At 72.6% G+C, this 25,337-nt stretch carries 23 protein-coding genes; 16 read left to right on the top strand and 7 right to left on the bottom strand.

Annotated features, from left to right (window positions below):
* Positions 1-490 precede the first annotated feature (490 nt).
* The 3 genes from aceE (at position 491) to AB0J76_RS16290 (ending at position 5,731) form a co-directional block, all read left to right on the top strand.
* Positions 491-3,289, top strand: coding sequence for a pyruvate dehydrogenase (acetyl-transferring), homodimeric type (gene aceE, locus AB0J76_RS16300; protein WP_352321046.1), 2,799 nt, complete (start codon positions 491-493; stop codon positions 3,287-3,289).
* Between the two features lie 185 nt (positions 3,290-3,474).
* Positions 3,475-4,974: an alpha/beta hydrolase gene (locus AB0J76_RS16295; RefSeq protein WP_352331086.1), complete on the top strand. Its 1,500-nt coding sequence runs from the start codon at positions 3,475-3,477 to the stop codon at positions 4,972-4,974.
* 10 nt (positions 4,975-4,984) lie between these two features.
* Positions 4,985-5,731, top strand: a complete 747-nt coding sequence (locus AB0J76_RS16290; protein WP_352331087.1) for a maleylpyruvate isomerase family mycothiol-dependent enzyme — start codon at positions 4,985-4,987, stop codon at positions 5,729-5,731.
* A 197-nt stretch (positions 5,732-5,928) separates the two neighbouring features.
* Here the strand turns inward: AB0J76_RS16290 and AB0J76_RS16285 are convergent, their stop codons facing one another.
* From AB0J76_RS16285 to AB0J76_RS16275, 3 genes are all read right to left on the bottom strand, one after another.
* On the bottom strand, positions 5,929-6,291 hold the full coding sequence (locus AB0J76_RS16285; RefSeq protein ID WP_352323652.1) for a VOC family protein: 363 nt from the start codon (positions 6,289-6,291) through the stop codon (positions 5,929-5,931).
* Between the two features lie 73 nt (positions 6,292-6,364).
* Positions 6,365-7,093, bottom strand: coding sequence for a YafY family protein (locus AB0J76_RS16280; protein ID WP_352323651.1), 729 nt, complete (start codon positions 7,091-7,093; stop codon positions 6,365-6,367).
* A gap of 86 nt (positions 7,094-7,179) precedes the next feature.
* Positions 7,180-8,202 (bottom strand): PHP domain-containing protein, encoded by a 1,023-nt coding sequence (locus tag AB0J76_RS16275; RefSeq protein ID WP_352323650.1) that lies wholly within the window; start codon positions 8,200-8,202, stop codon positions 7,180-7,182.
* Positions 8,203-8,292: 90 nt separating this feature from the next.
* Between AB0J76_RS16275 and AB0J76_RS16270 the strand changes: the two genes are divergently transcribed.
* From AB0J76_RS16270 to AB0J76_RS16230, 9 genes are all read left to right on the top strand, one after another.
* A complete protein-coding gene (locus tag AB0J76_RS16270) occupies positions 8,293-8,703 on the top strand; it encodes a hypothetical protein (RefSeq protein ID WP_352323649.1) in 411 nt (136 codons plus the stop codon).
* 1 nt (position 8,704) lies between these two features.
* Positions 8,705-9,850 (top strand): glutathionylspermidine synthase family protein, encoded by a 1,146-nt coding sequence (locus AB0J76_RS16265; RefSeq protein WP_352323648.1) that lies wholly within the window; start codon positions 8,705-8,707, stop codon positions 9,848-9,850.
* Positions 9,851-9,874: 24 nt separating this feature from the next.
* Positions 9,875-10,306: a DUF350 domain-containing protein gene (locus tag AB0J76_RS16260; RefSeq protein WP_352323647.1), complete on the top strand. Its 432-nt coding sequence runs from the start codon at positions 9,875-9,877 to the stop codon at positions 10,304-10,306.
* 95 nt (positions 10,307-10,401) lie between these two features.
* Complete coding sequence (locus tag AB0J76_RS16255; protein ID WP_352323654.1) at positions 10,402-11,520, top strand: helix-turn-helix domain-containing protein; 1,119 nt, start codon at positions 10,402-10,404, stop codon at positions 11,518-11,520.
* A 103-nt stretch (positions 11,521-11,623) separates the two neighbouring features.
* Positions 11,624-12,520 (top strand): ACP S-malonyltransferase, encoded by an 897-nt coding sequence (locus AB0J76_RS16250; protein WP_352323646.1) that lies wholly within the window; start codon positions 11,624-11,626, stop codon positions 12,518-12,520.
* A complete protein-coding gene (locus AB0J76_RS16245) occupies positions 12,517-13,470 on the top strand; it encodes a beta-ketoacyl-ACP synthase III (protein WP_352323645.1) in 954 nt (317 codons plus the stop codon). The genes AB0J76_RS16250 and AB0J76_RS16245 overlap by 4 nt, the downstream gene beginning before the upstream one ends.
* Before the next feature lie 81 nt (positions 13,471-13,551).
* Positions 13,552-13,791 (top strand): acyl carrier protein, encoded by a 240-nt coding sequence (locus tag AB0J76_RS16240; protein WP_125639869.1) that lies wholly within the window; start codon positions 13,552-13,554, stop codon positions 13,789-13,791.
* Positions 13,792-13,827: 36 nt separating this feature from the next.
* Complete coding sequence (gene fabF / locus AB0J76_RS16235) at positions 13,828-15,060, top strand: beta-ketoacyl-ACP synthase II (protein ID WP_352323644.1); 1,233 nt, start codon at positions 13,828-13,830, stop codon at positions 15,058-15,060.
* The gene (locus AB0J76_RS16230; RefSeq protein WP_352323643.1) at positions 15,060-16,484 is read left to right on the top strand and encodes a carboxyl transferase domain-containing protein; all 1,425 of its coding nucleotides are present in this window, start codon (positions 15,060-15,062) and stop codon (positions 16,482-16,484) included. The genes fabF and AB0J76_RS16230 overlap by 1 nt, the downstream gene beginning before the upstream one ends.
* 68 nt (positions 16,485-16,552) lie before the next feature.
* Here the strand turns inward: AB0J76_RS16230 and AB0J76_RS16225 are convergent, their stop codons facing one another.
* Positions 16,553-17,704 (bottom strand): IS30 family transposase, encoded by a 1,152-nt coding sequence (locus tag AB0J76_RS16225; RefSeq protein WP_352323653.1) that lies wholly within the window; start codon positions 17,702-17,704, stop codon positions 16,553-16,555.
* A gap of 234 nt (positions 17,705-17,938) precedes the next feature.
* On the bottom strand, positions 17,939-18,433 hold the full coding sequence (locus AB0J76_RS16220) for a DUF3145 domain-containing protein (protein WP_352323642.1): 495 nt from the start codon (positions 18,431-18,433) through the stop codon (positions 17,939-17,941).
* A 175-nt stretch (positions 18,434-18,608) separates the two neighbouring features.
* Between AB0J76_RS16220 and AB0J76_RS16215 the strand changes: the two genes are divergently transcribed.
* The 4 genes from AB0J76_RS16215 to AB0J76_RS16200 all read left to right on the top strand — a co-directional run bounded on the left by AB0J76_RS16215 (position 18,609) and on the right by AB0J76_RS16200 (position 23,332).
* Positions 18,609-19,622, top strand: coding sequence for a S8/S53 family peptidase (locus AB0J76_RS16215; protein ID WP_352323640.1), 1,014 nt, complete (start codon positions 18,609-18,611; stop codon positions 19,620-19,622).
* A 72-nt stretch (positions 19,623-19,694) separates the two neighbouring features.
* The gene (locus AB0J76_RS16210) at positions 19,695-20,255 is read left to right on the top strand and encodes a sigma-70 family RNA polymerase sigma factor (RefSeq protein WP_352323639.1); all 561 of its coding nucleotides are present in this window, start codon (positions 19,695-19,697) and stop codon (positions 20,253-20,255) included.
* Positions 20,252-20,713 (top strand): hypothetical protein, encoded by a 462-nt coding sequence (locus AB0J76_RS16205; protein ID WP_352323638.1) that lies wholly within the window; start codon positions 20,252-20,254, stop codon positions 20,711-20,713. Before AB0J76_RS16210 ends, AB0J76_RS16205 begins: the two co-directional genes overlap by 4 nt.
* Positions 20,714-20,779: 66 nt before the next feature.
* Positions 20,780-23,332, top strand: coding sequence for a CHAT domain-containing protein (locus AB0J76_RS16200; RefSeq protein WP_352323637.1), 2,553 nt, complete (start codon positions 20,780-20,782; stop codon positions 23,330-23,332).
* A 13-nt stretch (positions 23,333-23,345) separates the two neighbouring features.
* Here the strand turns inward: AB0J76_RS16200 and AB0J76_RS16195 are convergent, their stop codons facing one another.
* On the bottom strand, positions 23,346-24,158 hold the full coding sequence (locus AB0J76_RS16195) for a sulfurtransferase (protein ID WP_352323636.1): 813 nt from the start codon (positions 24,156-24,158) through the stop codon (positions 23,346-23,348).
* The gene (locus AB0J76_RS16190) at positions 24,155-25,267 is read right to left on the bottom strand and encodes a nucleotide pyrophosphatase/phosphodiesterase family protein (protein WP_352323635.1); all 1,113 of its coding nucleotides are present in this window, start codon (positions 25,265-25,267) and stop codon (positions 24,155-24,157) included. The genes AB0J76_RS16195 and AB0J76_RS16190 overlap by 4 nt, the downstream gene beginning before the upstream one ends.
* Positions 25,268-25,337: the final 70 nt, after the last annotated feature.

The following is a 25,337-nucleotide window of genomic DNA, read 5'->3' as shown; positions in this document are numbered from 1 at the left end:
GCGGCAGGCGCGGATGTGCGGCCTGTCCTGAATGCGGCCCGTCTCGGGTACGACCGGCCTCGGGTACGACCGGCCACGGGTACGCCCCGCCTCGGGTCCACGCCGTGAAGGTGCGGCGGCTCCGGAGCGCGTACAGAAACAAGGAGAAGAGGTGTGTGCCGCACCCCTCCCAAGCGGACGCGCCGCCCCGCCCGGCCCCGCCGCGAAGACGGTGGCTAGACTCGCGCGGCGCGGCGCGGCCGCCCCGTCCGGGTGAGGACCGCCCCGTTCGGGGGAGGGTTGAGGGCGGAGGCCGACCCACCGGGCCAGCCCCCTAGGATTGGGGGGAAATTTCGTCCGTTTTCTAGTCTTGTTAAATTGCTCCACCGATGTAACCTTTGGTGGCGATTCGTCCTACCATCGGTGGTCTAGGCCACCAACATGGCCCTGCCAGCAGGGACGCTCTGGTTACCCGTCAGTAGAGATGCGTTTTCTACGACTAGCGACCAGGATGGAAGGCGACCCAGACCAGACTTCAGTCATTCTCGGAAGGCGAGACCCAGTGGCTTCCGGACGCCAGCGATTCTCGATCATCAGCGACGGCCTACCCAGCCAGCTGCCTGATGTCGACCCCAGTGAGACCAACGAGTGGCTCGAGTCTCTCGACAATGTCGTCAAGACCGAAGGCCGCACCAGAGCCCGCTACCTCATGCTCCGCATGCTGGAACGGGCCCGCGAGCACCAGGTCGGCGTGCCGGGCCTGCGCAGCACCGACTACATCAACACGATCCCGCCGGAGCGCGAGCCCTGGTTCCCGGGCGACGAGCACGTCGAGCGGCGCATCCGCGCCTACATCCGGTGGAACGCCGCGGTCATGGTGTCGCGGGCCAACGCCCGTACGAACGTGGGCGGCCACATCGCCACCTACGCCTCGGCGGCCTCGCTCTACGAGGTGGGCTTCAACCACTTCTTCCGTGGCAAGGACCACGGCGAGTCGGGCGACCAGGTGTTCTTCCAGGGCCACGCCGCGCCGGGCATCTACGCCCGCGCCTTCCTGGAGGGCCGGCTCAACGAGGCCCAGCTCGACGCGTTCCGCCAGGAGCTGTCGCACGGCTTCCGCGGCCTGCCCTCCTACCCGCACCCGCGGCTCATGCCCGACTTCTGGGAGTTCCCGACGGTCTCCATGGGCCTCGGCCCGATCGGCGCGATCTACCAGGCGCGGTTCAACCGCTACCTGCTCAACCGCCAGCTCAAGGACACCTCGCGCAGCCACGTGTGGGCCTTCCTCGGCGACGGCGAGATGGACGAGCCCGAGTCGCTCGGCGCGATCGGCCTGGCCGCCCGCGAGGAGCTGGACAACCTCACGTTCGTCATCAACTGCAACCTGCAGCGGCTCGACGGCCCGGTACGCGGCAACGGCAAGATCATCCAGGAGCTGGAGTCGTACTTCCGCGGCGCCGGCTGGAACGTGATCAAGGTCGTGTGGGGCCGCGACTGGGACCCGCTGCTCGCGGCCGACGTCGACGGCGTGCTGGTCAACCAGATGAACACCACGCCCGACGGCCAGTTCCAGACCTACTCGGTGGAGACCGGCGGCTACATCCGCGACCACTTCTTCGGCGGCGACCCGCGCCTGCGCAAGATGGTCGAGCACCTGTCCGACGACGACATCCGCAAGCTGTCGCGCGGCGGCCACGACTACCGCAAGGTCTACGCGGCCTTCAAGGCGGCCCGCGAGCACGTCGGCCAGCCGACGGTGATCCTCGCCCAGACCATCAAGGGCTGGACGCTGGGCAAGGACTTCGAGGCGCGCAACGCCACCCACCAGATGAAGAAGCTCACCAAGGCCGAGCTGAAGGAGTTCCGCGACCGGCTCTACCTGCCGATCCCGGACTCGGCCCTGGAGGGCGAGCTGCCCCCGTACTTCCACCCGGGCGAGAACGACCCCGAGATCCAGTACATGAAGGAGCGCCGCGCGGCGCTCGGCGGTGTGCTGCCCAAGCGGGTCGTGCGCGCCAAGCCGGTCAAGCTGCCCGGTGACGACGTCTACAGCCAGTTCGGCAAGGGCTCGGGCAAGCAGCAGGTCGCCACGACCATGGCGTTCGTGCGCCTGCTGAAGGACCTCATGCGCGACAAGGAGATCGGCCACCGGTTCGTGCCGATCATCCCCGACGAGGCCCGCACGTTCGGTCTCGACGCCATGTTCCCGACGGCCAAGATCTACTCGCCCCACGGGCAGACGTACGAGGCGGTCGACAGGGAGCTGCTGCTGTCGTACAAGGAGGCCGTGCAGGGGCAGATCCTGCACGAGGGCATCAGCGAGTCGGGCTCGATGGCCTCGACCATCGCGGCCGGCACCTCCTACGCCACGCACGGCGAGCACATGATCCCGGTCTACATCTTCTACTCGATGTTCGGGTGGCAGCGCACCGGCGACCAGATGTGGCAGATGGGCGACCAGATGGGCCGCGGCTTCCTGCTCGGCGCCACCGCCGGCCGCACCACGCTCAACGGCGAGGGCCTGCAGCACGAAGACGGTCACACGCCGCTCATCGCCTCGACGAACCCGGCCGCGGTCTCCTACGACCCGTCCTGGGCCTTCGAGGTCGCCCACATCGTCAAGGACGGCCTGCGCCGCATGTACGGCGAGCAGCCGGAAGACGTCTTCTACTACCTGACCGTCTACAACGAGCCCTACCTGCAGCCCGCGCAGCCGGCCAACCTCGACGTCGAGGGCCTGCTCAAGGGCCTGTACAAGTTCGCCGAGGGCCCGCAGACGCAGGGGCCGAAGGCCAACATCCTGGCCTCCGGCGTGGCCGGTCCGTGGGCCATGGAGGCCCAGCGCCTGCTGGCCGAGGAGTGGGGCGTGTCCGCCGACGTGTGGTCGGCGACGTCGTGGTCCGAGCTGCGGCGCGACGCGCTGGCGTGCGAGGAGCACAACCTGCTCAACCCCGACGCCGAGCAGCGCGTCCCGTACGTGACGCAGGCGCTCTCGCAGGCCAGCGGCCCGTTCGTGGGCGTCAGCGACTACATGAAGGCGGTCCAGGACCAGATCGCGCAGTGGGTGCCGGGTGACTGGTCCTCGCTGGGCACCGACGGGTTCGGCCTGTCCGACACCCGCTCGGCGCTGCGTCGCCACTTCCACGTGGACGCCGCCTCGATCACGCTGGCCGTGCTCACCCGGCTGGTCAAGCGGGGCGAGCTCGACGGCGAGGTGCTGCGCGAGGCCATCGCCCGCTACCACCTGAAGAACGGCGTCACCGAAGCCGGCGGCGCGGAGAGCAACGACACCCAGTCGATGGGCGTCTGAGTCATCCGGAAGGCGCGCTCCCGCGAACTGTTTCTCGCGGGAGCGCCGTCATGTCCGGGCCTCCGCTCCGTTTGACGGATGAGGCGGCACGTCCAGGAGGGGTACGTGCCGCCTCACCCAGGTTCGACGCGAGGTCCCGTATCGTGGGCACTGCTTCCCCCGAAGACACGAAGGGGAATGTTCGTATGCGACGCGTCCTAGCCGCCGCCCTGCTCGTAACGGCCGCGGGCTGCGCGAGTGCACCCGCAGAGCCCGCCACCGACGGGCCCGCCGCCGACACCGACACGATCGCGTGGGGGCCGTGCACCGACATCAAGCGCCCGGACGGCGAGCCACCGGCACAGCAGGACGCCTCGGTGCGCTGCGGGAAGCTGGCGGTGCCCCTCGACTACTCCCGCCCCGACGGCGACAAGCTGGAGCTGGCGCTCATCAAGCTGTCAGCCACCGATCCGAAGAAGCGGCTCGGCTCGATGGTGTTCAACTTCGGCGGGCCGGGCGCCTCCGGCGTGGACACCCTCGACCAGGCCGCCAAGGCGCTCACCTCCCTGCGCGCCCACTACGACCTGGTCAGCTTCGACCCGCGCGGCGTCGAGCGCAGCGCGGGCGTACGCTGCGGCGACAGCGCGCAGATGGACCGGTTCGTCTCGCTGAACACGCTGCCCACCAACGCGCAGACCCGCCAGGAGAGCCTGGACGCCAACAAGGAGTTCGCCCAGCTCTGCCAGCAGCACTCCGGCAAGGTCCTGCCCTACGTCGGCACCGTCAACGCCGCCCGTGACATGGACCGCATCCGCGCCGCCGTCGGCGACCCCAAGCTCAACTACGTCGGCATGTCGTACGGCACCCAGCTCGGCGCCGTCTACGCCACCCAGTTCCCCAAGAACGTGGGCCGCATGCTGCTCGACGCGCCGCTCGACCCGACGGTCACCTTCGAGCAGCGCACGCTCACCCAGACCCGCGGCTTCCAGCAGGCGTACGAGAGCTTCCTGCGCAGCTGTGTCAAGGGCGGCTGCGAGGTCGGCAAGGACGTGACCGCCGCCAACGCCAACGTCGAGAACCTGATGAACCAGCTCGCCGCCAAGCCGCTGAAGGTGGACGGCCGGCAGCTCACCCAGGGCCTGGCCTCCACCGGCGTGGCCGCCGCCCTGTACTCCGAACTGACCTGGCCGTTCCTGGAGAAGGCGCTCGGCGAGGCGCTGAAGGGCCACGGCGAGGCGCTGCTGTACCTGGCCGACTCCTACACCGGACGCTCGGAGGACGGCACCTACTCCACGCAGATGACCAGCTTCCCGGCCATCACCTGCGTGGACACCGCCGAACGGCCCAGCGAGGCCGAGCTGCGGCGCACCGAGGCGGCGGCGCTGCGGATCTCGCCGCTGTTCGGCAGCGAGGGCTCGGGCGGGTTGTGCCGGGTGTGGCCGGCCAAGGGCAGCAACGAGGCGCGGCACGTCAACGCCACCGGGTCGGCGCCGATCCTGGTCGTGGGCGGCAAGGGCGACCCCGCCACGCCGTACCAGTGGGCGCCGCGGCTGACGGCCCAGCTCAGGACCGCGCGGCTGGTGACGTACGAGGGCGAGGGGCACGGGGCGTACCTGTCGGGCAGCAAGTGCGTGCAGGGGCTGGTGGACGCGTACCTGGTGGAGGGCAAGCTGCCCGCCAAGGGCGCGACCTGCCCGGCGGCCTAGTGTGTGACGGGTGACCGACAACGACACCTTCATCGCCCGGATCGAGGGCGAAGCCGCGCGGCTGGCGGCGCTGGCGACCGATCTGTCCGTCCCGGTGCCGACGTGCCCGGGATGGACGATCGGCGACCTCGTCACGCATGTCGGCCGGACCCATCGCTGGGCGGCGCACGTGCTGCGCAACCGGGTCCAGCAGCGCGTCTGGTCGCGCGACGTGCCCAGCGGCCTGCCCGAGGGCGCGCACGGCGACGCCGCCTGGCTCATGGAGGGCGCCGCCGCCCTCCTGGACGTGCTGCGCACCACCGACCCGGACCTCGCGGTGTGGACGTGGGGCCCCGACCTGCGGGCCGGATGGTGGGCGCCCAGGATGCTCTTCGAGCTGGTGATCCACCGGGTAGACGCCGAGCTCGCACTCGGCCTCGACCCGGAGATCCCGGCGGCGACCGCCGTGGACGGCATCGAGGAGTTCCTGCACAACCTGCCGTACGCGACCTGGGTGACCAGGTCGCTGGCCGGGCTCGGCGCGGAGGGGGCCACGATCCACCTCCACGCGACCGACCTCGACGGCGAGTGGACCATCACGCAGGGCGCCGACGGGGCGGTCAGCTGCGAACGCGGCCACACCAAGGGCGACGCCGCCGTACGCGGCCCGGCGAGCGAGCTGCTCCTGGTGCTCTACGGTCGGCGGCCCCCGCGGTCGTCGGCCGTCTTCGGCGACCACGACCTGCTGACCCGCTGGCTGGCGGCCGCCGCCTTCTGAACCGGGCCCCCTGACGGGGGGAAGGGGCCCTGGACGCGCCGCCGCTCGGCGATCGGCGGCGTGTCCAGGGCGGGTGAACCGCTCCAGGCGGGACGGCCCGCGTCGCGCGGCCCCGGTTCGGCGGGGAAGGTGCTTCCCCGGGGGCGCGATCGCGGCGAGGTCCCGCGAGCTCCGGCGGCAGTCCGCCGCCGGAGGGCTCACCTGCGGTGGAAGACTCCGAACAGGCTCCCCGAGGCGTCGCGCAGATAGGCGAAGTCGGTGCCGGCGCCGTCGTCGATCACCTTCATCTCGACCTTGCCGCCGAGCGACTCGCTCTTGGCGCACGCTGCCTCGACGTCGGCGACCTGCACGTGGAAGACCGCGTGGGCGGGGAAGTCGCCCTTGGTGTTGAACAGGCCGCCGCCGGGCCGCTCGCCACCCGGGTAGCCGATCATGCGGTAGTCGAGCGGGCCGTCGTCGTCGCGGGTGAACGACCAGCCGAACAGCTCGCCGTAGAAACGTTCGGCGCCTTCGGGGTCGTCGGTCGCGATCTCGAACCAGGTCACCGTGTTGTCCATCATCGTCTCCTCGTCTTTCGAACAAGACAACGATGTATCGCTATGGCGACAACCCTATGTCGGTGTTTTCGCATGATTAATCGAGCATGGTTCCGCGTACCACCATCTCCGGCACGTCGGGGGCGAACCCTTCGAGCGGCCGCTCGGGGCAGCGCTCGACGGTGACGACGGCCGCGGCGATGCGGTCGAGCCGGAAGACGCGGACGTCCTCCCGCAACCGGCACCACGCCACGAGGTACCAGAAACCGCCGCGCCCGCCCAGGAACACCCCCGGCTCGACGTCGCGCGAGGTGAGCGCGCCCTTGGCGTCGGCGTAGTCGAGCCTGAGCACGCGCCGCCGCAGCAGCGCCTCCTCGATGGCCCTGGAGATGCCCTCGGCGCCGAGCGGCCGGCGCGGAGTGCCCGGCTCGGGCGGCTCGCTGACGAGCTGCACCCGCCGCGCCAGCTCCCTGGCCAGCTCGCCCTCGGGCCCCGGCATGGCCGAGACCACCTTGCGTAACGCGCTGCGGGCCTGGCGGCCGAACGGCTGGTCGCCGGCCTGGCTGAGGGCCACGGCGATGGCCACCGCCTCGGCCGGGGTGAAGTTGAGCGGAGGCAGCGACATCTTCTTGTCGAGGGCGTAGCCGCCCCTGCGACCGGGCTCGGCGTAGATCGGCACCCCGGACCCCTGCAACGCGGTGATGTCGCGCTCGATGGTGCGCACGCTGACCTCGAACCTCTCGGCGAGCTCGCGGGCGGAGCGGCAGCGTGGCGCGATGGCGCGCAGGTCCTCGACGAGCGCATAGAGCCGGTCGGTACGGTTCACAGCCGGAACGCTACGCGCCGCCACCGACAATCACCGGCCCCGCGCGGCCCCCGCGACAACGACCTGACTCCGCCGCCACCCAAGGCTCACTCCGCCGTCCACTCCAGCAGCCGGTCCAGGGGCCAGGTGTTGACGATCCGTCCGGCCTCGATCCCGCACCGGGCCGCCCGCTCGCAGCCGAAGCGCTGCCAGTCGAGCTGCCCAGGCGCGTGCGCGTCGGAGTCGATCGAGAACAGGCACCCCGTCTCGTAGGCCAGCCGCATGAGCCGCTTGGGCGGGTCGAGCCGGTCGGGCCTGGAGTTGATCTCCACGGCGACCCCGAACCGCCGGCACGCCTCGAAGACCAGCTCGGCGTCGAAATCCGACTCCGGCCTCTTGACCCCGCGCTCGCCGCCCGCCCGCACGACCCGCCCGGTGCAGTGGCCGAGGACGTCGACCAGGGGGTTGGCGACGGCGGTGACCATGCGGCGGGTCATCTCCTCGCGGTCCATGCGCAGCTTGGAGTGGACGCTGGCCACGACCACGTCGAGCCGTTCGAGCAGCGCCGGGTCCTGGTCGAGGGAGCCGTCGAGGTGGACGTCGACCTCGATGCCGGTCAGGATCCGGAAGGGCGCCAGCCGCTCGTTGAGCCCGGCCACCACGTCGAGCTGCCGCTCCAGCCGCTCGGCCGACAGCCCCTTGGCCACGGTCAGGCGCGGCGAGTGGTCGGTCAGCGCCCAGTACTCGTGCCCGAGCCCCCGGGCGGCCTCGGCCATCTCCTCGATCGGCGAGCCGCCGTCGGACCAGTCGGAGTGGCTGTGCAGGTCGCCCTTCAGCGCCGCGCGCAGGGCCGCGGTCTCGGCGTCGAGCTCGACGCCCTCGGTGGCCCGCAACCTACGCAAATACGTCGGAACCTGACCGTCGAGCGCCTCGTTGATCACAAGGGCGGTGACCTTGCCGATGCCGGGGAGGTCGCCCAGCCCGCCGGCTCCGGCCAGCCGCGCGAGCTCCCCTTCCGGCAGGTCGTCCACGACCGCGGCCGCGCGGCGGAACGCGCGGACCCGATAGGTGGGCTCACCTGCGCGTTCGAGCAGGAAGGCGATCTCGCGCAGGGCCTGGACCGGTTCCATGAGTCATTCATACCCGAGCGGACGACCACCGGCATTGAACATGGGCGAAGCGCACCGATAGGCTGATTCGCCCAGGAAAGCAGGAAGTACATGGCACACCCGCCGCGCAAGCCGGCTCCCCCGCCCCCGCGCAAATCGTCCAAGGCCGTCCCACTGACCATTCTCGGGGTCCTGTCGGTGATGCTGGTGGGCTACTGCGCGGCGACCCAGGACGACGACGACGTCACCGCCGACTGCGTGGTGCAGCTGGAGGACGGCACGTACGAGGTCGTCGACGACGACTACTGCGACGACGACGGCGGCAGCGGCGGCGGCGGCGGCGGGTCCCACTACTACGCCGGTTCGCGCGGCGCGTACATGTGGTACTACGGCGGCCACCGGGTCGGCAACCGCATGCAGGGCGGCACCACGTACCGGCCGTCCGACGTGAACATCTCCAGCCGCAACGGCAAGTCGATCCAGCGCGGCGGCTTCGGCAACAGCTGGGGCGGCGGGAGCTGACGTGCGCCGCGAGCATGGCATCGCCCGTCCCGGCTGGGAGAAGACGATCGAGAGCCAGGGCCTGGCCTACCACCGGGCGGCCCACCCCGAGGGCCTGAGCAGGCCCTACTGGGACGAGTCAGTCCATTACGTCCTGTCCCTGGAGGAGGTGGAGTCGCTGGAGGAGCAGGTCGAGGAGCTGCACGGCATGTGCCTGCGGGCCGTCGAGCACGTCGTCTCGACCGGCCGTTACGCCGACTTCGCCGTCCCCGAGTGGGCCAGGGACGCCGTGGCCCGCTCCTGGGAGCGCCGCGACCCCCACCTGTACGGCCGCTTCGACCTGCGCTACGACGGCACCGGCCCGGCCCGGCTGCTGGAGTACAACGCCGACACGCCGACGTCGCTGGTGGAGTCGTCGGTGATCCAGTGGTTCTGGCTGCAGGACGCCCACCCCGGCGACGACCAGTGGAACTCCCTGCACGAGCGGCTCATCGAGCGCTGGCGCGAGCTGCCGCTGCCGCCCGGCCCCACGCACTTCGCCTTCACCAACGCCGACGAGACGGGCGAGGAGGCCATGACGGTCGCCTACCTGCAGGAGACCGCCGAGCAGGCGGGCCGCCGGACGGTCGCCGTCGCCATGGAGGACATCGGCTGGGACGAGCTCAACCGCCGTTTCGTCGACGCCGGGGACGAGATGATCCGCTCGGCGTTCAAGCTCTACCCCTGGGAGTGGATGCTCGCCGACGACTTCGGCCGGCACGCGGTGCGCCACTCCACCTGGATCGAGCCGCTGTGGAAGACGCTGCTGTCGAACAAGGCGCTGCTCGCCGTGTTGTGGGAGCTCTACCCGGGCCATCCCAACCTGCTGCCCGCCTACCTCGACGGGCCGCGCGAGCTGACCTCCTACATCGCCAAGCCGCTGCTGGGCAGGGAGGGCGCCTCGATGCGCATCGTCACCCCCGAGGGCACCCAGGAGACCCCCGGCCGTTACGGCCGGGAAGGGTACGTCTTCCAGGGGTTCGAGGCCCTGCCCGCGTTCGAGGGCCAGCGGCCGGTGCTCGGCGCCTGGGTGGTCGCCGACGAGGCCGCCGGGCTCGGCATCAGGGAGACCACCGGCCTGATCACCGACGACACCTCCTCCTTCGTCCCCCATCGCATCGCGAACTGAAGCACCCCCGTGATTGGAAATGACGTGACCCTTCTCGAAGTCCTGGCCCGCGGCGCCGGCGCGATCGCCGCGTACGCCGCCGTCGGCGTGATCCTGCTGATCGTCGGCTTCTACGTGATCGACTGGGCCACGCCCGGCAAGCTGAGCGAGATCATCCGCACCCAGCGCAACGCCAACGCCACGCTGCTCACCACGTCCGCGCTGGCGGCGATCGGGCTCATCGTGGCCGCGTCCATCTGGTCCTCCGGCGGCCGGCTGGCCGAAGGGCTCGCGGGCACGGCCGTGTTCGGCCTGGTCGGCATCGTGGTGCAGACGGTGGCGATGCTGGTGTTCGACAAGGTCGTCGGGATCTCCGTACGCGAGCTGGTGAAGGAGCCGGAGCTGCAGCCCGGCGCGCGCCTGCTGGCGGTCACCCACGTGGCGATCGGCCTGATCACGGCGGTTGCGGTCATCTGAAACACCACCGTTCCGGTCATCGGAACCGACCTGGCACTCTAGGAGGCGTGACAGACCGGACCCGGGAGGACACCACGCGAAGGCTCGAGCGCGCCATGGGCGCGCTCGGCACGGCGGCGATGGCCCGCATGGACGACCAGCTCCCCTGGTTCCGGGCGCTCAGCGCCGAGGACCGCTCGTGGGTGGGCCTGGTGGCCCAGGCCGGCATCGCCGCGTTCGTGGAGTGGTTCCAGCACGCCGGCGAGAACCGGCCGACGCCCAGCATCGAGTTCTTCGGCACGGCCCCGCGCGAGCTCAAGCGCTCGATCTCGCTCCAGCAGACGGTCGACATCGTCCGGGTCGTGGTCGAGGTGGTCGAGGCCCAGACCGACGAGCTGGCCGCGCCGGGCGGCGAGGACCAGCTCCAGCAGGCCATGCTCCGCTACACCCGCGACGTCGCCTTCGCCGCCGCGCACGTCTACGCCCGCGAGGCCGAGGCCCGCGGCTCCTGGGACGCCAGGCTGGAGGCGCTGATCGTCGACGCGCTGGTGCGCGGCGAGGTCGACGACGGCCTCCACTCCTGGGCCGCCGCACTCGGCTGGACCTCCTCCCCCGTCGTCGTGATCGCCGGGCACGCCCCCGACGACGACCCGCGCGCGGTCATCGACGCCCTGCGCGACAAGGGCCGCCGCATCGGCATGGACCTGCTGGCCGGCGTGCAGGCCGACCGGCTGATCGTGATCGTGGGCGGCGCCGACAGCGTCCACGACGCGGCCCGGCAGGTCGTGGCGCGCTTCGGCGTGGGCCCGATCGTCATCGGTCCCGAGGTGCCCGACCTGCACGCCGCCGCGCGGTCGGCGCGGGCCGCGCTGGCCGGGCTGAAGGCGTCCGCGGGCTGGCCGGACGCCCCCAGGCCGGTGCACGCCGAGGACCTGCTGGCCGAACGCGCCCTCGACGGCGACGCCGACGCCAGGGAGCAGCTCATCGAGAACGTCTACCTGCCGTTGGCCGGCACTCCCCTGCTCGATACGCTGGCCACCTACCTCGAACAGGGCACCTCCCTGGAGGCGACGGCACGGCTGCTGTTCGTGCACCCGAACACGGTCCGCTACCGTCTGAAGAAGATCACCGAGCTCACGGGCTACCAGCCCACCGAGGGCAGGTCGGCCTTCACGCTGCAGGTCGGTCTCATCCTGGGCCGGCTTTCCGAAGGCGCCGCGGCATGGCGAACGTAACATTCCCGAAATCTTCACTGTAGGGTTCCTACAAAACACCCGGGACAAAGTTCGTACGGATCTCCATCCGCGTGTCGAAGTTCTACAGGGCATGGTGGTTTTTGTGCTTGTACTCGTCGCTCCGGGCCAAGGCGCCCAAACCCCAGGCTTCCTGACCCCCTGGCTAGAGTTGCCCGGTCTGGCCGACAGACTCGGCGCCTGGTCGGAGGTCGCCGGGATCGACCTGGTCGCCTACGGCACCACCGCCGACGCCGACGAGATCCGCGACACCGCCGTGGCCCAGCCGCTGCTGGTGGCCGCCGCGCTGGCCGCCGCCGAGGCGCTGGGGGCCTCCCCCGACGTGCTGGCCGGCCACAGCGTGGGCGAGTTCGCCGCGGCCGCGCTGGCCGGGGTGCTCACCGCCGAGCAGGCCCTGGGCCTGGTCCGCGAGCGCGCCCAGGCGATGGCCAAGGCCGCCGCCGTCACCGAGACCGGCATGACCGCCGTGCTCGGCGGCGTGGAGGCCGACGTGCTGGCCGCGATCGAGCGCCACGGGCTGACCCCGGCCAACATCAACGGCGCGGGCCAGATCGTGGCGGGCGGCACGCTGGAGCAGCTCGCCGCCTTCAAGGACGACGCGCCCGCCCGTGCCAGGCTCATCCCGCTCAAGGTGGCCGGCGCGTTCCACACCGGTCACATGGCCCCCGCCGTCGACGCCCTGCGCGAGGCGGCCTGGAACGTCGTGCCCGGCGACCCGCAGGTCACGCTGCTGTCCAACGCCGACGGCCGGCCCGCCGCCACCGGCGCCGAGTTCGTCCAGCGGCTCATCTCGCAGATCAGCAGCCCGGTCCGCTGGGACCTGTGCATGGCGACGATGGCCGAGCTGGGCGTCACCAAGATGATCGAGCTGCTGCCCGGCGGCACGCTGACGGGGCTCGCCAAGCGCGGCCTGCGCGGCGTCGAGACCGTGGCGCTGAAGACACCCGACGACCTCGACGCGGCCAGGGAGCTGATCAAGTGAGGATCCCCGACATCGCCCCCGGCGCCCGGATTCTGGCCCTCGGCCATTACCAGCCGGACAACGTCGTCACCAACGACGATCTGGCCAAGACCATGGACACCAACGACGAGTGGATCCAGTCCCGCGTCGGGATCAAGGAGCGCCGGGTCGCCTCGGCCGCCGAGTCCGTCGAGGACATGGCGGTCCAGGCCGGCGGCAAGGCGCTGGCCGCCAGCGGCCTGACCCCCGACGAGATCGACCTGGTGATCGTGGCCACCTGCACGCTGGAGACCCAGATCCCCAACGCCGCGGCCGTCGTGGCCCACCGGCTGGGCATCCAGTCCCCGGGCGCCTTCGACGTCAACGCCGCCTGCGCGGGCTTCTGCTACGCGCTGGCCACCGCCAGCGCCGCCGTCCGCGGCGGCGCGGCCAGGAACGTGCTGGTCATCGGCTCGGAGAAGCTGTCGCAGTGGGTCGACTGGACCGACCGGTCCACGGCCGTGATCTTCGCCGACGGCGCCGGCGCCGCGGTGGTCGGCCCGACCGACACGCCCGGCATCGGCCCGGTCGTCTGGGGCAGCGCCGGCGACAAGTCCGAGGCCATCTCCATCGCCGACCGCACGAAGTTCCTCTCCCAGGAGGGCCAGACGGTCTTCCGCTGGGCCACCGCGCTGCACCCGGTGGCCCTGGAGGCGTGCGCCCGCGCCGGGGTCGAACCCTCGGAGCTGGCGGCGTTCGTCCCCCACCAGGCCAACCTGCGCATCATCGAGGCCATCGCGCGCAAGCTCGGTGCCGACAAGGCCGTCATCGGCCGCGACATCGTCACCGCGGGCAACACGTCGGCGGCCTCCATCCCGCTCGCGCTCTCGCGCATGCTGGAGCGCGGCGAGGTCCGCTCAGGCGACCTCGCGCTCATCCTCGGCTTCGGCGCCGGTCTGACCTATGCGGGCCAAGTGATCGAGATTCCGTAGGATCCGGTACGGCTCCCGCCGTGCCTCAGCTCGTACGGCGGACGCCGTACAGAAACCAGAAAATGAAGGAGAAGTAGCGACATGGCTGCCACCGAGCAGGAGATCCTCGCGGGCCTCGGCAAGATCATCAACGAGATCACCGGCATTCCGGCCGGCGAGGTGACCCCCGAGAAGAGCTTCGTCGACGACCTCGACATCGACTCCCTGTCCATGGTCGAGATCGCCGTGGCCGCTCAGGACGAGTTCGGCGTCGAGATCCCCGACGACCAGCTGAAGAACCTGAAGACGGTCAAGGACGTCCTCAACTTCATCCAGGCCTGACACCCAGCAGTTCTGACCAGTAAGGAGCGCGAAAACGTGAGTGCGAACCGGGTACGTGTCGTCGTCACCGGGCTCGGCGCGACGACGCCCGTCGGTGGAGACGTCACCTCGACCTGGACGGCGCTCCTCGCCGGTCAGTCGGGTGTGGAGACCCTCACCACGGAGTGGATCGACTCCGTCCCCGTGCGGTTCGCGGGGACGGCGGCGGTCGACCCCACCGAGGTGCTGCCCCGCCCCGAGTCCCGCCGTCTCGACCGCAGCGAGCAGTTCGCCCTGGTCGCCGCCAGGGAGGCCTGGCAGGACGCCGGCGCCCCCACGGTGGCCCCCGAGCGGCTGGGCGTCGTGGTCTCCAGCGGCATCGGCGGCATCAGCACCACCCTGAGCGCCTACGACACGTGGAAGGAGCGCGGCTGGAACCGGCTGTCGCCCTTCACCGTGCCGATGCTCATGCCCAACGGCCCGGCCGCCTGGATCGGCATCGACCTGGGCGCCCAGGCGGGCGTGCACGCCACCGTCTCCGCCTGCGCCTCCGGCGCCGAGGCGATCGGCTACGCCATGGACATGATCCGGCTCGGCCGCGCCGACGTGGTGGTCGCCGGCGGCACCGAGGCCGCCATCCACGGCCTCAACATCGCCGCCTTCGCCGCCGCGCGGGCGATGTCCACGCGCAACGACGACCCGCAGGGCGCCTCCCGGCCGTGGGACCGCGACCGTGACGGGTTCGTGCTCGGCGAGGGGGCCGGCATCGTGGTGCTGGAGTCCGAGGAGCACGCCAAGGCGCGCGGCGCGCGCATCTACGCCTACGCCGCCGGCGTCGGCTACTCGGCCGACGCCCACCACATCACCCAGCCCGAGCCCGAGGGCCGCGGCATCATCATGGCGATGACGCAGGCGCTGACCGACGCCGAGATCACCGGCCTCGACGTCAAGCACGTCAACGCGCACGCCACCTCCACCCCGGCGGGCGACGTCGGCGAGGTGCAGGCCGTGGCCAAGGCCATCGGCACCCACCCGCTGGTCACCTCGACCAAGTCCATGACCGGTCACCTGCTCGGCGGCGCCGGCGGCATCGAGTCCGTCTTCACGATCAAGGCGCTGCAGGAGCGGATCGTCCCGGCCACCATCAACCTCGACAACCTCGACGACGGCATCGAGGTCGACATCGTCCACGGCGCGAACCGCTCGCTGCCGCAGGGCGACATCGCCGCCGTCAACAACTCCTTCGGGTTCGGCGGGCACAACGTGACCGTCGTCTTCAAGGGGGCTTGATGACCGTACTGGACAGCCGGGTGGTGGGCGAGGGCTCCGGCCAGGAGCCCGCCGACCCCCGCGATCCAGTCGTCCGCCTGGCAGCGCTGCTCGACGAGGGCTCGCTGCGGCTCATCACCCCGCAGGACAACAGCGGCGTCCTGGCCGCCATGGGCAGGATCGAGGGCGTGCCCGTCGCCGCCTTCTGCAGCGACGCGCGCTTCCAGGGCGGCGCGATGGGCAGCGAGGGCTGCGAGCACATCGTGCACGCCTACGACGTGGCCGTGCGCGAGCGGGTGCCGGTCATCGGCGTCTGGCACTCCGGCGGCGCCCGGCTCGCCGAGGGCGTCGAGTCGCTGCACGCCGTCGGCCGGGTGTTCGCGGCCATGACCAAGGCGTCGGGCGTCGTGCCGCAGATCTCGGTGGTCGTCGGCCCGGCGGCCGGCGGCGCCGCCTACGGCCCCGCGCTCACCGACCTGGTGATCCTGGCCGACACCGGCCGCATCTTCGTGACCGGCCCCGACGTCGTGCGCAGCGTCACCGGCGAGAACGTCGACAGCGAGGCGCTGGGCGGCCCCGAGCCGCACAGCAGGCGCAGCGGCGTCGTGCACGTCGTCACGAAGACCGAGGCCGATGCCTACCTCCAGGCGCGCCGGCTCGCCACGCTGCTCGGCCACCAGGGCAGGGTGCGGCCGGGCGCGGTCGAGGAGGTCGACTTCTCCTCGCTGCTGCCCGAGTCCGCGCGCCGGGCCTACGACGTCAAGCCGCTGGTCAACGGCCTGCTCGACGAGGCCGGCGTCGAACTGCACGCCAAATGGGCGCCCAACGTCGTCACGTCGCTGGGCCGTCTCGGCGGCCGGACGGTCGGCGTCGTCGCCAACAACCCGCTGCGGCTGGGCGGCTGTCTCGACGCCACGTCCGCCGAGAAAGCCGCTCGCTTCGTACGTATGTGTGACGCCTTCGGAGTGCCATTGGTTGTCCTCGTGGACGTGCCCGGCTACCTGCCGGGCGTCGGCCAGGAGCACGACGGCGTCGTCCGGCGTGGCGCCAAGCTGCTGCACGCCTTCGCCGAGGCGTCGGTGCCCCGGGTCACCGTGGTCACGCGCAAGGCGTACGGCGGGGCGTACATCGCGATGAACTCGCGGGCGCTGGGCGCCACCAAGGTGTTCGCCTGGCCGACCACCCAGGTGGCGGTCATGGGAGCCGTGGCGGCGGTACGCGTGCTCAAGCGGCGCGAGCTCGCCGCCGCGCCCGAGGAGGAGCGTGCGGCGCTGGAGCAGCGGCTCGCCGAGGAGCACGAGAAGCTCGCCGGCGGCCTGGCCCGCGCCCAGGAGCTGGGCGTCATCGACGAGGTGATCAAGCCCGCCGAGACGCGCGGCGCCATCGCCAAGGTGCTCGCCCAGGCCACCCCGGCCAGGGGCGCCCACGGCAACATCCCGCTGTAGAGGCCCGTTCCACGCGGAAGGCCCCGCACCGAGAGGTGAAGTCAAGGGGTCGTCGCAACACTGATTGATCAACTGGCTGTTGCCAGGAGCTTGGTGAGACGCTCGGCTGGGGTTTCCCAGCCGAGCGTTTTGCGTGGCCGGCCGTTCAACCGGGCAGCGACGGCGGCGAGATGGTCGCTGCTGTGCACGGACAGGTCGGTCCCCTTGGGGAAGTATTGGCGGAGCAGGCCGTTGGTGTTCTCGTTACTGCCGCGCTGCCAGGGAGAGTGCGGGTCGCAGAAGTAGACCGGCAGGTCGGCGGCGATGGAGAACTGGTGGTGTAGGCCCATCTCGCTGCCTTGGTCCCATGTCAGCGAGCGCTTCAGTTCGTCTGGCAGGGTGGCCATCGTGGCGGCCAGGGCGTCCCGGACGGTCTCGGCGGTGCGGTCGTGCGGGAGGTGGACGAGCAGAACGTAGCGGGTGCTGCGCTCGACCAACGTCCCGATCTGGGACTTCTGGTCCTTGCCGATGATCAGATCGCCTTCCCAGTGGCCGGGCACGGCTCGATCCTCGGCCTCGGCGGGGCGGTCGCTGATCATCACCATCGGCGCGACGAACCGAGGGTGGCGCTGGTCGGGACGGCGCTGCGGTCTGCGGAGGGTGCGGCCGGTGCGCAGCGCCCGGGTGAGCTCGCGGCGCAGTTCCCCGCGTCCTTGAACGTAGAGCGCCTGATAGATCGTCTCGTGCGACACCTGCATCTCCGGCCGGTCGGGATACCGGACGCGCAGGGTGTGCGCGATCTGCTCGGGGCTCCATTCCAGCTCCAGCCAGGATTGGACGGCCTGGCGCAGTTCCGGGTTGGCTCCTATCTTTCCCGTTTTCGGTCGTGGACGCCGGGCCTCGGCGCGGGCCTGGGCCGCGTGAGGCCGGTAGTGCCATTGGCCTCGGGTTCCGTCGGTGCGGTTACGGGCGATCTCCCGGCTCACCGTGGAGGGGCTGCGGCCCAGTTCGGCGGCGATGGCTCGGATGGAGGCCTTCTCCCGCAGCCGGTCAGCGATATGGATGCGCTCGTCCTCACGCAGGTAGCGGGAAGCCGCCTGGGCGGGCCGGGCCACCCGCTCGGGTCGAGCGGGCAGCCGCAGCTGGCCGGGGCTGAAACGCCCGTTACGCCACTCACGGCCGGTCCGCTCATTGACACCGACCAGCCGTGAGGCTTCCTTGTTGCCGTAGCCCTGAGCCATGAGCCGAAAGTATTCCTGCCGCTCAGCCCGGAGCTTCTTCGCCCCCTGCGCCTTGCGCACCTTGCGGATCTCGAAGTCCATCGCATCCCCTGAAGTGGGGTGTTGCAACGAACCCTAGAACCCAAGAGACCCGGTGCGGGGCCTTTCCGTCGTCCGGGAAGCTGGCCGGCCCCAGGGCATGACGTGCGTGCCGCGGGGCGCCCCCGGCAGGCGCTGGGCGGGAGGTGGAGCGGGTCAGACGGCGGCGTGCAGCCAGCGGACGGGAGCACCGTCGCCGGCGTACCTGAAGGGCTCCAGCTCTTCGTCCCACGGCCGGCCGAGCAGCTTGTCGAGCTCGTCCTCCAGCACGCACCGGCCCTGGGCGGCCATCATCATGGCGGCACGCAGCCGGTCTTCGGGGATCATGATGTCCCCGGCCGCGCCGATGACCGCCGTGAAGGCGCCGAGCGTCGGCGTGTAGGCGTGTCTGGAGCCGTCGACGCCGGGCGAGGGATCCTCGGTGATCTCGAATCTCAGGCGCTGCCAGCCCATGAGGGAGGAGGCGATGGCCGCCGCGATGCCGGCGCGGCCCTCCCACTCCGCCTGCGCGCGCACGACGTTCGGCGCCGCTGGTTGGGGTGTCCACGTCAGATCAACGGGCACGCCGAGGACACCCGCGACTGCCCATTCGATGTGAGGGCACAGCGCGGGCTGAGCCGAGTGGACGTAAAGCACGCCACGAGCAGACACCGGACCTCCCGTTTCGGTACGAGGTGCGCCTTCCCCAACGGCCTCGCCCCGGGATGATCACAAGTGACTAGGGAGAGACTACCGTCGGTCGCCATCGGACACCAGAGGGGGGCCATACCAAGTTGGTGCGGGCGTGTCACGTGACAGTTGTGGCGGGCGGGGAAACAACCGCCTCATGGACATGCAATCTGTCGGCGAGGCGTTCATCCGGCCAGGTCAGGTGCTGGTCGACCGGGGCGCGGTGTCGGCCGCCGCCCGCTGGACGCAGGCGGTCTCCGAGGCCGACGGGGTCACCGTCCTGCACCTGTCGGCGGGGGTGGACCCGTGCGAGATCACCGCCGAGCTGCGCGACCGGGGCTTTCGGGCCTCGCCCAACCACGTGCTCACCGGCCAGCCGCTGTTCTTCGGCGGGCCGGCGTCCCGGCCGTTCCCCACGCCGCCCGTCGCCTTCAGGCCGGCCAGGTCGCGTTCGGAGGTGGTCGTGGCCCTGCTCGACACCGGCGTGGCCAAGCACCCGTGGTGGTCGGGCAGCGACTGGTACGCCCGGCTCGGCCCGGAGAGCGCCGACGCGGCCCAGGGGGCGCAGGCCGGGCACGGCACGTTCGTCGCCGGCCTGCTGGCCCGCCGGGCGCCGGGCGCCAGGCTGCGGGTCCGCCGGGTGCTCGACGGCGACGGCCTGGGCGACGAGGCGACCGTGGTGCGCACCCTCCACCGCATGCGCGAGGACCCGCCCCAGGTGCTCAACCTCTCCTTCGGCTGCCACTCCTTCGACGACCGGCCGCCGCCCCTGCTGGCCGACGCCATCGGCGCGCTGAAGGACACGGTGACGGTGGCCTGCGCCGGCAACACCGCCTCCGACCGGCCGTTCTGGCCCGCCGCCCTGCCGTGCGCGGTGGGCGTGGCGGCCCTCGACGCCGCCCAGGAGCGCCGCGCGCCCTTCTCCGGGTACGGCACCTGGGTCGACGCCTGCGCCCGAGGCGACTGGCTGACCAGCAGCTTCCTGGACGTCGGCGAGTTCGCCGGCTACGCGGCCTGGAGCGGCACGTCGTTCGCCACCGCGCTGGTGTCGGGGGCCGTGGCCGACGCCGCCCGGCGCGAACCGGCCAAGGAAGCGGTCGAACGACTGCTCGACCCCCGGCAGTCCCGGCAAATTCCCGATCTGGGAGTTCTCGTACCCACGAGTCTGTAGAGTTTACGCTCAGTCCTCGGCCAATCACGGTGAGGCAGGATGACCTCCCCGTGCGGGACGAAAGGAGGCCGCATGAGCGACTTGCGCGATCCGGCGGAGCTGCTCCGCGACGCGGCCGACGGCGACCGATCCGCCTGGGACGAGCTGGAGTCCCGGTTCGGCCCGCGCATGTGGGCGCTGGCCCGCTCGTGCGGGCTGGGCGAGGCCGACGCCGCCGACGCGGTCCAGGGCGCCTGGCTGCGGCTGCTCCAGCACATGCACGACATCCGCGACCCCTCGCGGGTGGGCGGCTGGCTGATGACCACCACCCGCCGTGAGGCGCTCCTGCTGCTCCGGAAGGAGCCGTCGGGCCTGCTGGTCGCCGATCCGGAGGGCAGGCCCACGTTCGGGGCCGTCGAGGAGCCCGACCCCGCCTCCGCCGTGCTGGAGGCCGACGGCAGGCGGCTGCTGTGGAAGTCGGTCTCCGCCCTGCAGGAACCCTGCCGCACGCTGCTGCAGCTGGTCGCGACCGATCTGGGGAACCAGCAGATGGCGATGCGGCTCGGGTTGCCGGTGGGCAGCGTGGGGCCGACCAGGGCCCGCTGCCTGGAGAAACTGCGCACTCTGCTCTCACTACAGGAGACAGCGCAATGATCAACGACGAGTACTTCCTGGCGGCGCTCCGGCTGGCCGCCGGCATGGACCCGATGCCCGGGCACGTGTCGGCCGCCGCGCGTGACATCTACGGGCTGCGCGTCCCCCAGGCGGTGACCGCCAACCCCGCCGACCACGGCGGCGGCCGGGCGGCGCGGTCCGGGGCGCCCGACCGCGACGACGGCTCGCACCTGGTGCGGTTCGTCACCGACGGTCTCACCTTCGACCTGGAGGTGACCGTGGGCGACGGGCTGATCGACGTCGCCGGGCAGATCTTTCCCGATCCCGGGGAGGGCGCCGCCATCGACGTGCGCACCCCCCACCTGACCCTCACCCGGCAGGTCGCCCAGGACGGCCGGTTCGCCGCCACCGGGCTGCCGCCCGGGTGGCTGAGCATCGTGTGCCACCGTCCCGGTCATGCCCCCGTCCAGACCAGGTGGGTGCGCATCCGGCCGTGACGCCGCCGTCTGCGCACTCCTCCGAGCCGTACGTCCCCACCCCTCCTCCCCGCCGGTCAGCCCGCCATGAGCGTCACTTCTCCCCCACCCGGATCAGCAGCCGACCACGGTCCGCTCGTCGAGGCGGCCGAGGCCGCCGTGCTGCGCGCGCACGTCGATCCCGAGCAGGCCCTCTACGCCGGCCGCACCGTCCTGGCCGCCGCCCGCCGGGCCGAGGCGCCCGAGGCCGAGGCGATCGCGCTGCGCGCCATGGCGCTGGCCGCCCGCGAGCTGGGCGATCTCCTCAGCGCCGAACACTGTCTGCGGCAGGCCATCGCCATCCCGGGCGTCCCGGCCGACCGCCGGGCCCAGGCGCGGCTGTCGCTGGTCACCGTGCGCACCGAGCGCGGGCATCCGCTCCAGGCCCTGCGCGTGGCCGCCCTGGCCTGGGCCTACCTGTCGCCCCTCGACCGCGCCAAGCTCGACACGCAGCGCGCGGTCGCCCTGGCCCACCTGGGCCGCCACCAGGAGGCCATCGCCGCCTGCGACCGGTCGCTGCGGGCCCTCGTGGCCGCGCCCGGCACGGTCGACGACCGGCGCTTCCTGGCCGGCGGCCTGCTCAACCGCGGCCTGATCCACGCCTACCGCGGCGACTGGAACGCCGCCATGCGCGACATCGCGGCCTGCCTGCAGATCGCCCAGTACGCCGGCCTGCGCCACCTGGCCCGGCTGTCGGCCGCCAACCTGCCGTTCCTCGCCGTGCGGCGGGGGGACATCGCGGGCGCGTTCGAGCACTACCGGGAGGCCGAGGACACCCTGTTCGGCTTCCCCGAGCGGCTGGCCACGATGCGGGCCGACTTCGCCGGCGCGCTGCTGGCGGCCCACCTGCCCGGCGAGGCCAGGGCGATGCTGAGCCTGGCCGTGCCCGACCTGGAGTCCTCCGGCGCGCAGGTGGCGCTGGCCGAGGCGCGGCTGAAGCTGGCCCAGGTCGAGCTGCTCACCGGCGACCCCCACCGGGCCCGGCAGGTGGCCGAGCAGGCGGCGCGCGAGCTGGCCGAGCAGGAGCGGCTGACGTGGTTGCCGCTGGCCGGCGAGGTCGTCCTGCGCGCCCGGCTGGCGCTCGGGCCGGTCACGTCCGAGCTGGTCAGCGAGCTCATCAAGTGCGCCGACGAGCTGGAGGACGTCTCCTCGCACGTGGCCGCCGCCGCGGCGCTGCGGCTGAGCGCGGCCGAGGCGGCGCTCGCCGTCGACGACCATCCGGTGGCCTCGGCCCAGCTGCGCAGGCTCACCCGGCACGCCGAGCGCGCCGAACGCTGGATGCCGGCCGGCACCCACCTGACCTCACTGGCCCCCGAGCCGCAGCCCACGCAGCTCGCGCAGATCCCGGTGACCGTACGCCAGCACGCCCTGGCGCTGGAGGCGGCGCTGCGGGAGGACGTCACGGGGGCCCTGCGGGCGGTCCGCGACGGGCTGGCCGAGGTGAGCGGGCAGGTGGAGACGTTCGAGGATCCGGCGCTGCGGGCGCACGCGGCCCGGTCCGGCGAGCGGCTGGCCGCCTTCGGGCTGGGCCTGGCGGTGCGCGACGGGTGCGCGGGCGAGGTGTTCGAGTGGGCCGAGCGGTGGCGCGCGGTCGCGGCGCCGGAACACGCGTGCGGCCTGGTGGAGATCGACCGGGTCCGGGCGGCGCTCGACGGCGCGGCGCTGGTGGAGTTCGTGGCCGACGAGGAGACGCTGCTGGCGGTGCTGATCACCGCCGACCGGCTGGTCCTGCGGCGGCTGGGCGGCGTGCGGCAGGCGCGTGAGGCGATCATGCGGCTGCGTCACACCCTGCGTCAGTGGGGTGCCGGGCTCGACGTCGCCGCCCCCGCTCAGGCGCTCACCGAGCTGACCGGCGCCGGCGCGGAGCTGGAGCGGCTGCTGCTGGGGCCGCTCGTGGCCGAGCTGGGAGACCGGCCGCTGGTGGTGGTGCCGGTGGGGCCGTTGCACACCCTGCCCTGGGGCGCGCTGCCGGGGCTGCGGGAGCGTCCCGTGAGCGTGGCGGCGAGCGCGGCGGCGTGGGTGGGCGCGCGGCGGCGGGCCCGCCTGCGGGAGGGAGCGCCGCTGGTGATGGCGGCGGCCGGTCCCGAGCTGGCCCACGCCGAGGAGGAGGTGGCCCGCGTGCTGGCCTGCCACCCGGGCGCGCGGGCGGTGCCCGGCCGCCGGGACGCCGTGCTGACGGCGCTCGGCGAGGCCGACGTCCTCCACCTGGCCGCGCACGGCGCCTTCCACGCCCGCAGCCCGCTGCTGTCCGGCATCACCCTCGGCGACGGGCAGCTCATGGCCTACGACCTGCTGGGCCTGCACCGCGCGCCGGAGCTGGTCGTGTTGTCGGCGTGCAACTCGGGCATGGCCCGCACGCCGGCGGAGGGGGCGCCGCTGGGGCTGCCGGGCACGTTCCTGGCGCGCGGGAGCTCGTGCGTGGTGGCGGGGATGGTGCCCATCGGTGACGAGGCCGCGATGGCCATGATGGGCGCCTTCCACGAGCTGCTGGCCGCCGGGCAGGCGCCGGACGCGGCTCTGGCCTGCGCGTCGGCCAAGACCGGCCTGCTGGGGTTCGTCTGTTTCGGGGCCGGCGACCGGCCGGTCCGTCCGGCCGGCTGACCGCGTCCGGGCGTCAGCCGGTGGCCACCGGGCGGGCGGGGTCGGCGACCCAGTTCGACCAGGAGCCGACGTAGAGGGCCGCGGGCACGCCGGCCAGCTCCAGGGCCAGCACCTCGTGGGCGGCGGTGACCCCCGACCCGCAGTAGGCGCCCACCGGGACGCCCTCGCGCACGCCCAGCCCGGCGAAGCGGTCGCGCAGGACGGCGGGGGCGAGGAACCTGCCGCCCGCGTCGAGGTTTCCGGTCGTGGGCGCGCTCACCGCGCCGGGCACGTGCCCGGCCACCGGATCGACGGGCTCGACCTCGCCCCGGTAACGCTCGGCGGCGCGGGCGTCGAGCAGCACGCCCTCGGCGGCCACCGCGGCGGCCTCGTCGGCGGTCAGCGTCGGCATGCCGCCGGGCCTGGCGGTGAAGTCGCCCGGCGCGACCTCGGGCTCGTCCTTCGTGACCGGCAGGCCGGCCTCGGCCCAGGCCGCCAGACCGCCGTCGAGCACGCGTACGGACTGGTGGCCGAAGTAGCGCAGGGCCCACCAGGCGCGGGCGGCGGTCGTGGAGCCGGTGTCGTCGTAGACCACGACCGGACGCCCGTCGGAGACGCCCAGCGCGCGCATGGCCCGCTGGAACTCCTCGGCGCCGGGCAGCGGGTGGCGGCCGGCGGGGCCGGGGGGCGCGGCGAGGTCGGCGTCGACGTCGCAGAAGACGGCGCCGGCGAGGTGCCCCTCGCGGTAGAGCTCCACGCCGGGCGGGCCGCCGAGCCGCCAGCGCACGTCGAGCACGGACACGTCGGGCAGCGCGGCGAGCTCGGCGGGCGTGATCAGCGCACTCATCGGGTGGATACCTCCAGCAGCGGGACGTTGAGCTCGGCGGCGGTCAGCGAGCCGTGGTAGCCGGTGAACAGCGCCTCGATCGGATGACGGGTGGGGGCGGTGACGGCCAGGCCGGCACGGGGCACGGCCACGACATCGCCGATGCGGCCCAGCCACGCCTCGCGCACCCGGGGCCCGAACCAGCCGGACTCGACCGCCTCCTGCCTGGACACTACCCAGGCGCGGTCGCCGAGCGTCGCCCGCCACGCCTCCAGGACGTGCCCGGCGGCTCCGGGCTCGGCGTAGACGTGCCTGGCCCGGGCCTCGCCGCCGAGCAGCGCCACGCCCTCGGTCAGCCCGGGCACACGCTCGGCGTCGAGCTTCTCGGTGGCGTTGACCATGCCGTGGTCGGCGGTGACGTAGAGGGCCGAACCGGGCGGCAGCGACTCGGCCAGCCGCCGGGCCAGGCCGTCGACGACGGCCAGCTCGGCCAGCCACTCCTCGCCACCCCATCCGGACATGTGGCCGACGGCGTCGAGCTTGCCGTAGTAGGCGGTGACGTGGGCGCGGGGCGCGGCGCGCAGCACCTCGCCGACGCGGGCGACGATGTCGTCGACGCCGTCGGCCGGCACGTAGCGCACGCCGCGGTAGACGGCCCTGGTCAGGCCGGAGTTCTCGAACTCGGCGGGGGCGACGTAGACGGCGTCGACGCCCTGGGCCGCGGCTCGCTGGTAGACGGTGGGGGCGGGCTGCCACTCCTCGGGGTCGATCGTGCGGCCGCCGGGGAGGGTCCAGCGCAGGCAGTTGAACAGGTGGCCGGTGCCGGGGACGGCCAGCGTCAGGCCGACCATGCCGTGCTCGCCCGGGGTCAGGCCGGTGCCGAGCGAGCACAGGCTGGTGACGGTGGTGGCGGGGAAACCGGCGGTGAGGGTGCGGGCGGGCAGGGCGGACAGGAAGGGGGCGGTCTCGGGGTGGGCGCGGAGCAGCTCGGCCCCCAGGCCGTCGACCAGGAGCAGGCAGACGCGCGCCGCGGGGTCGAGGGCCAGCGGGTTGGGCTCGGTCAGGCCGAGGGCGGCCAGCAGCGAACCGGGGAGGTCCGCCAGCGACCTGGCGCCGTAGTCCGGCAGCATCCCCACATCCTAGTGGCCGGGGGTGGTCGGGCGACGGCCCCGACGGTGGCTCTGGCGGTGGCTCTGGCGG

The organism is Nonomuraea sp. NPDC049624 (assembly GCF_040675255.1).
Taxonomy (GTDB): Bacteria; Actinomycetota; Actinomycetes; order Streptosporangiales; family Streptosporangiaceae; genus Nonomuraea.
Note: the sequence above shows the minus strand (reverse complement) of the source record. Positions and strands in the feature narration are given on the sequence as shown.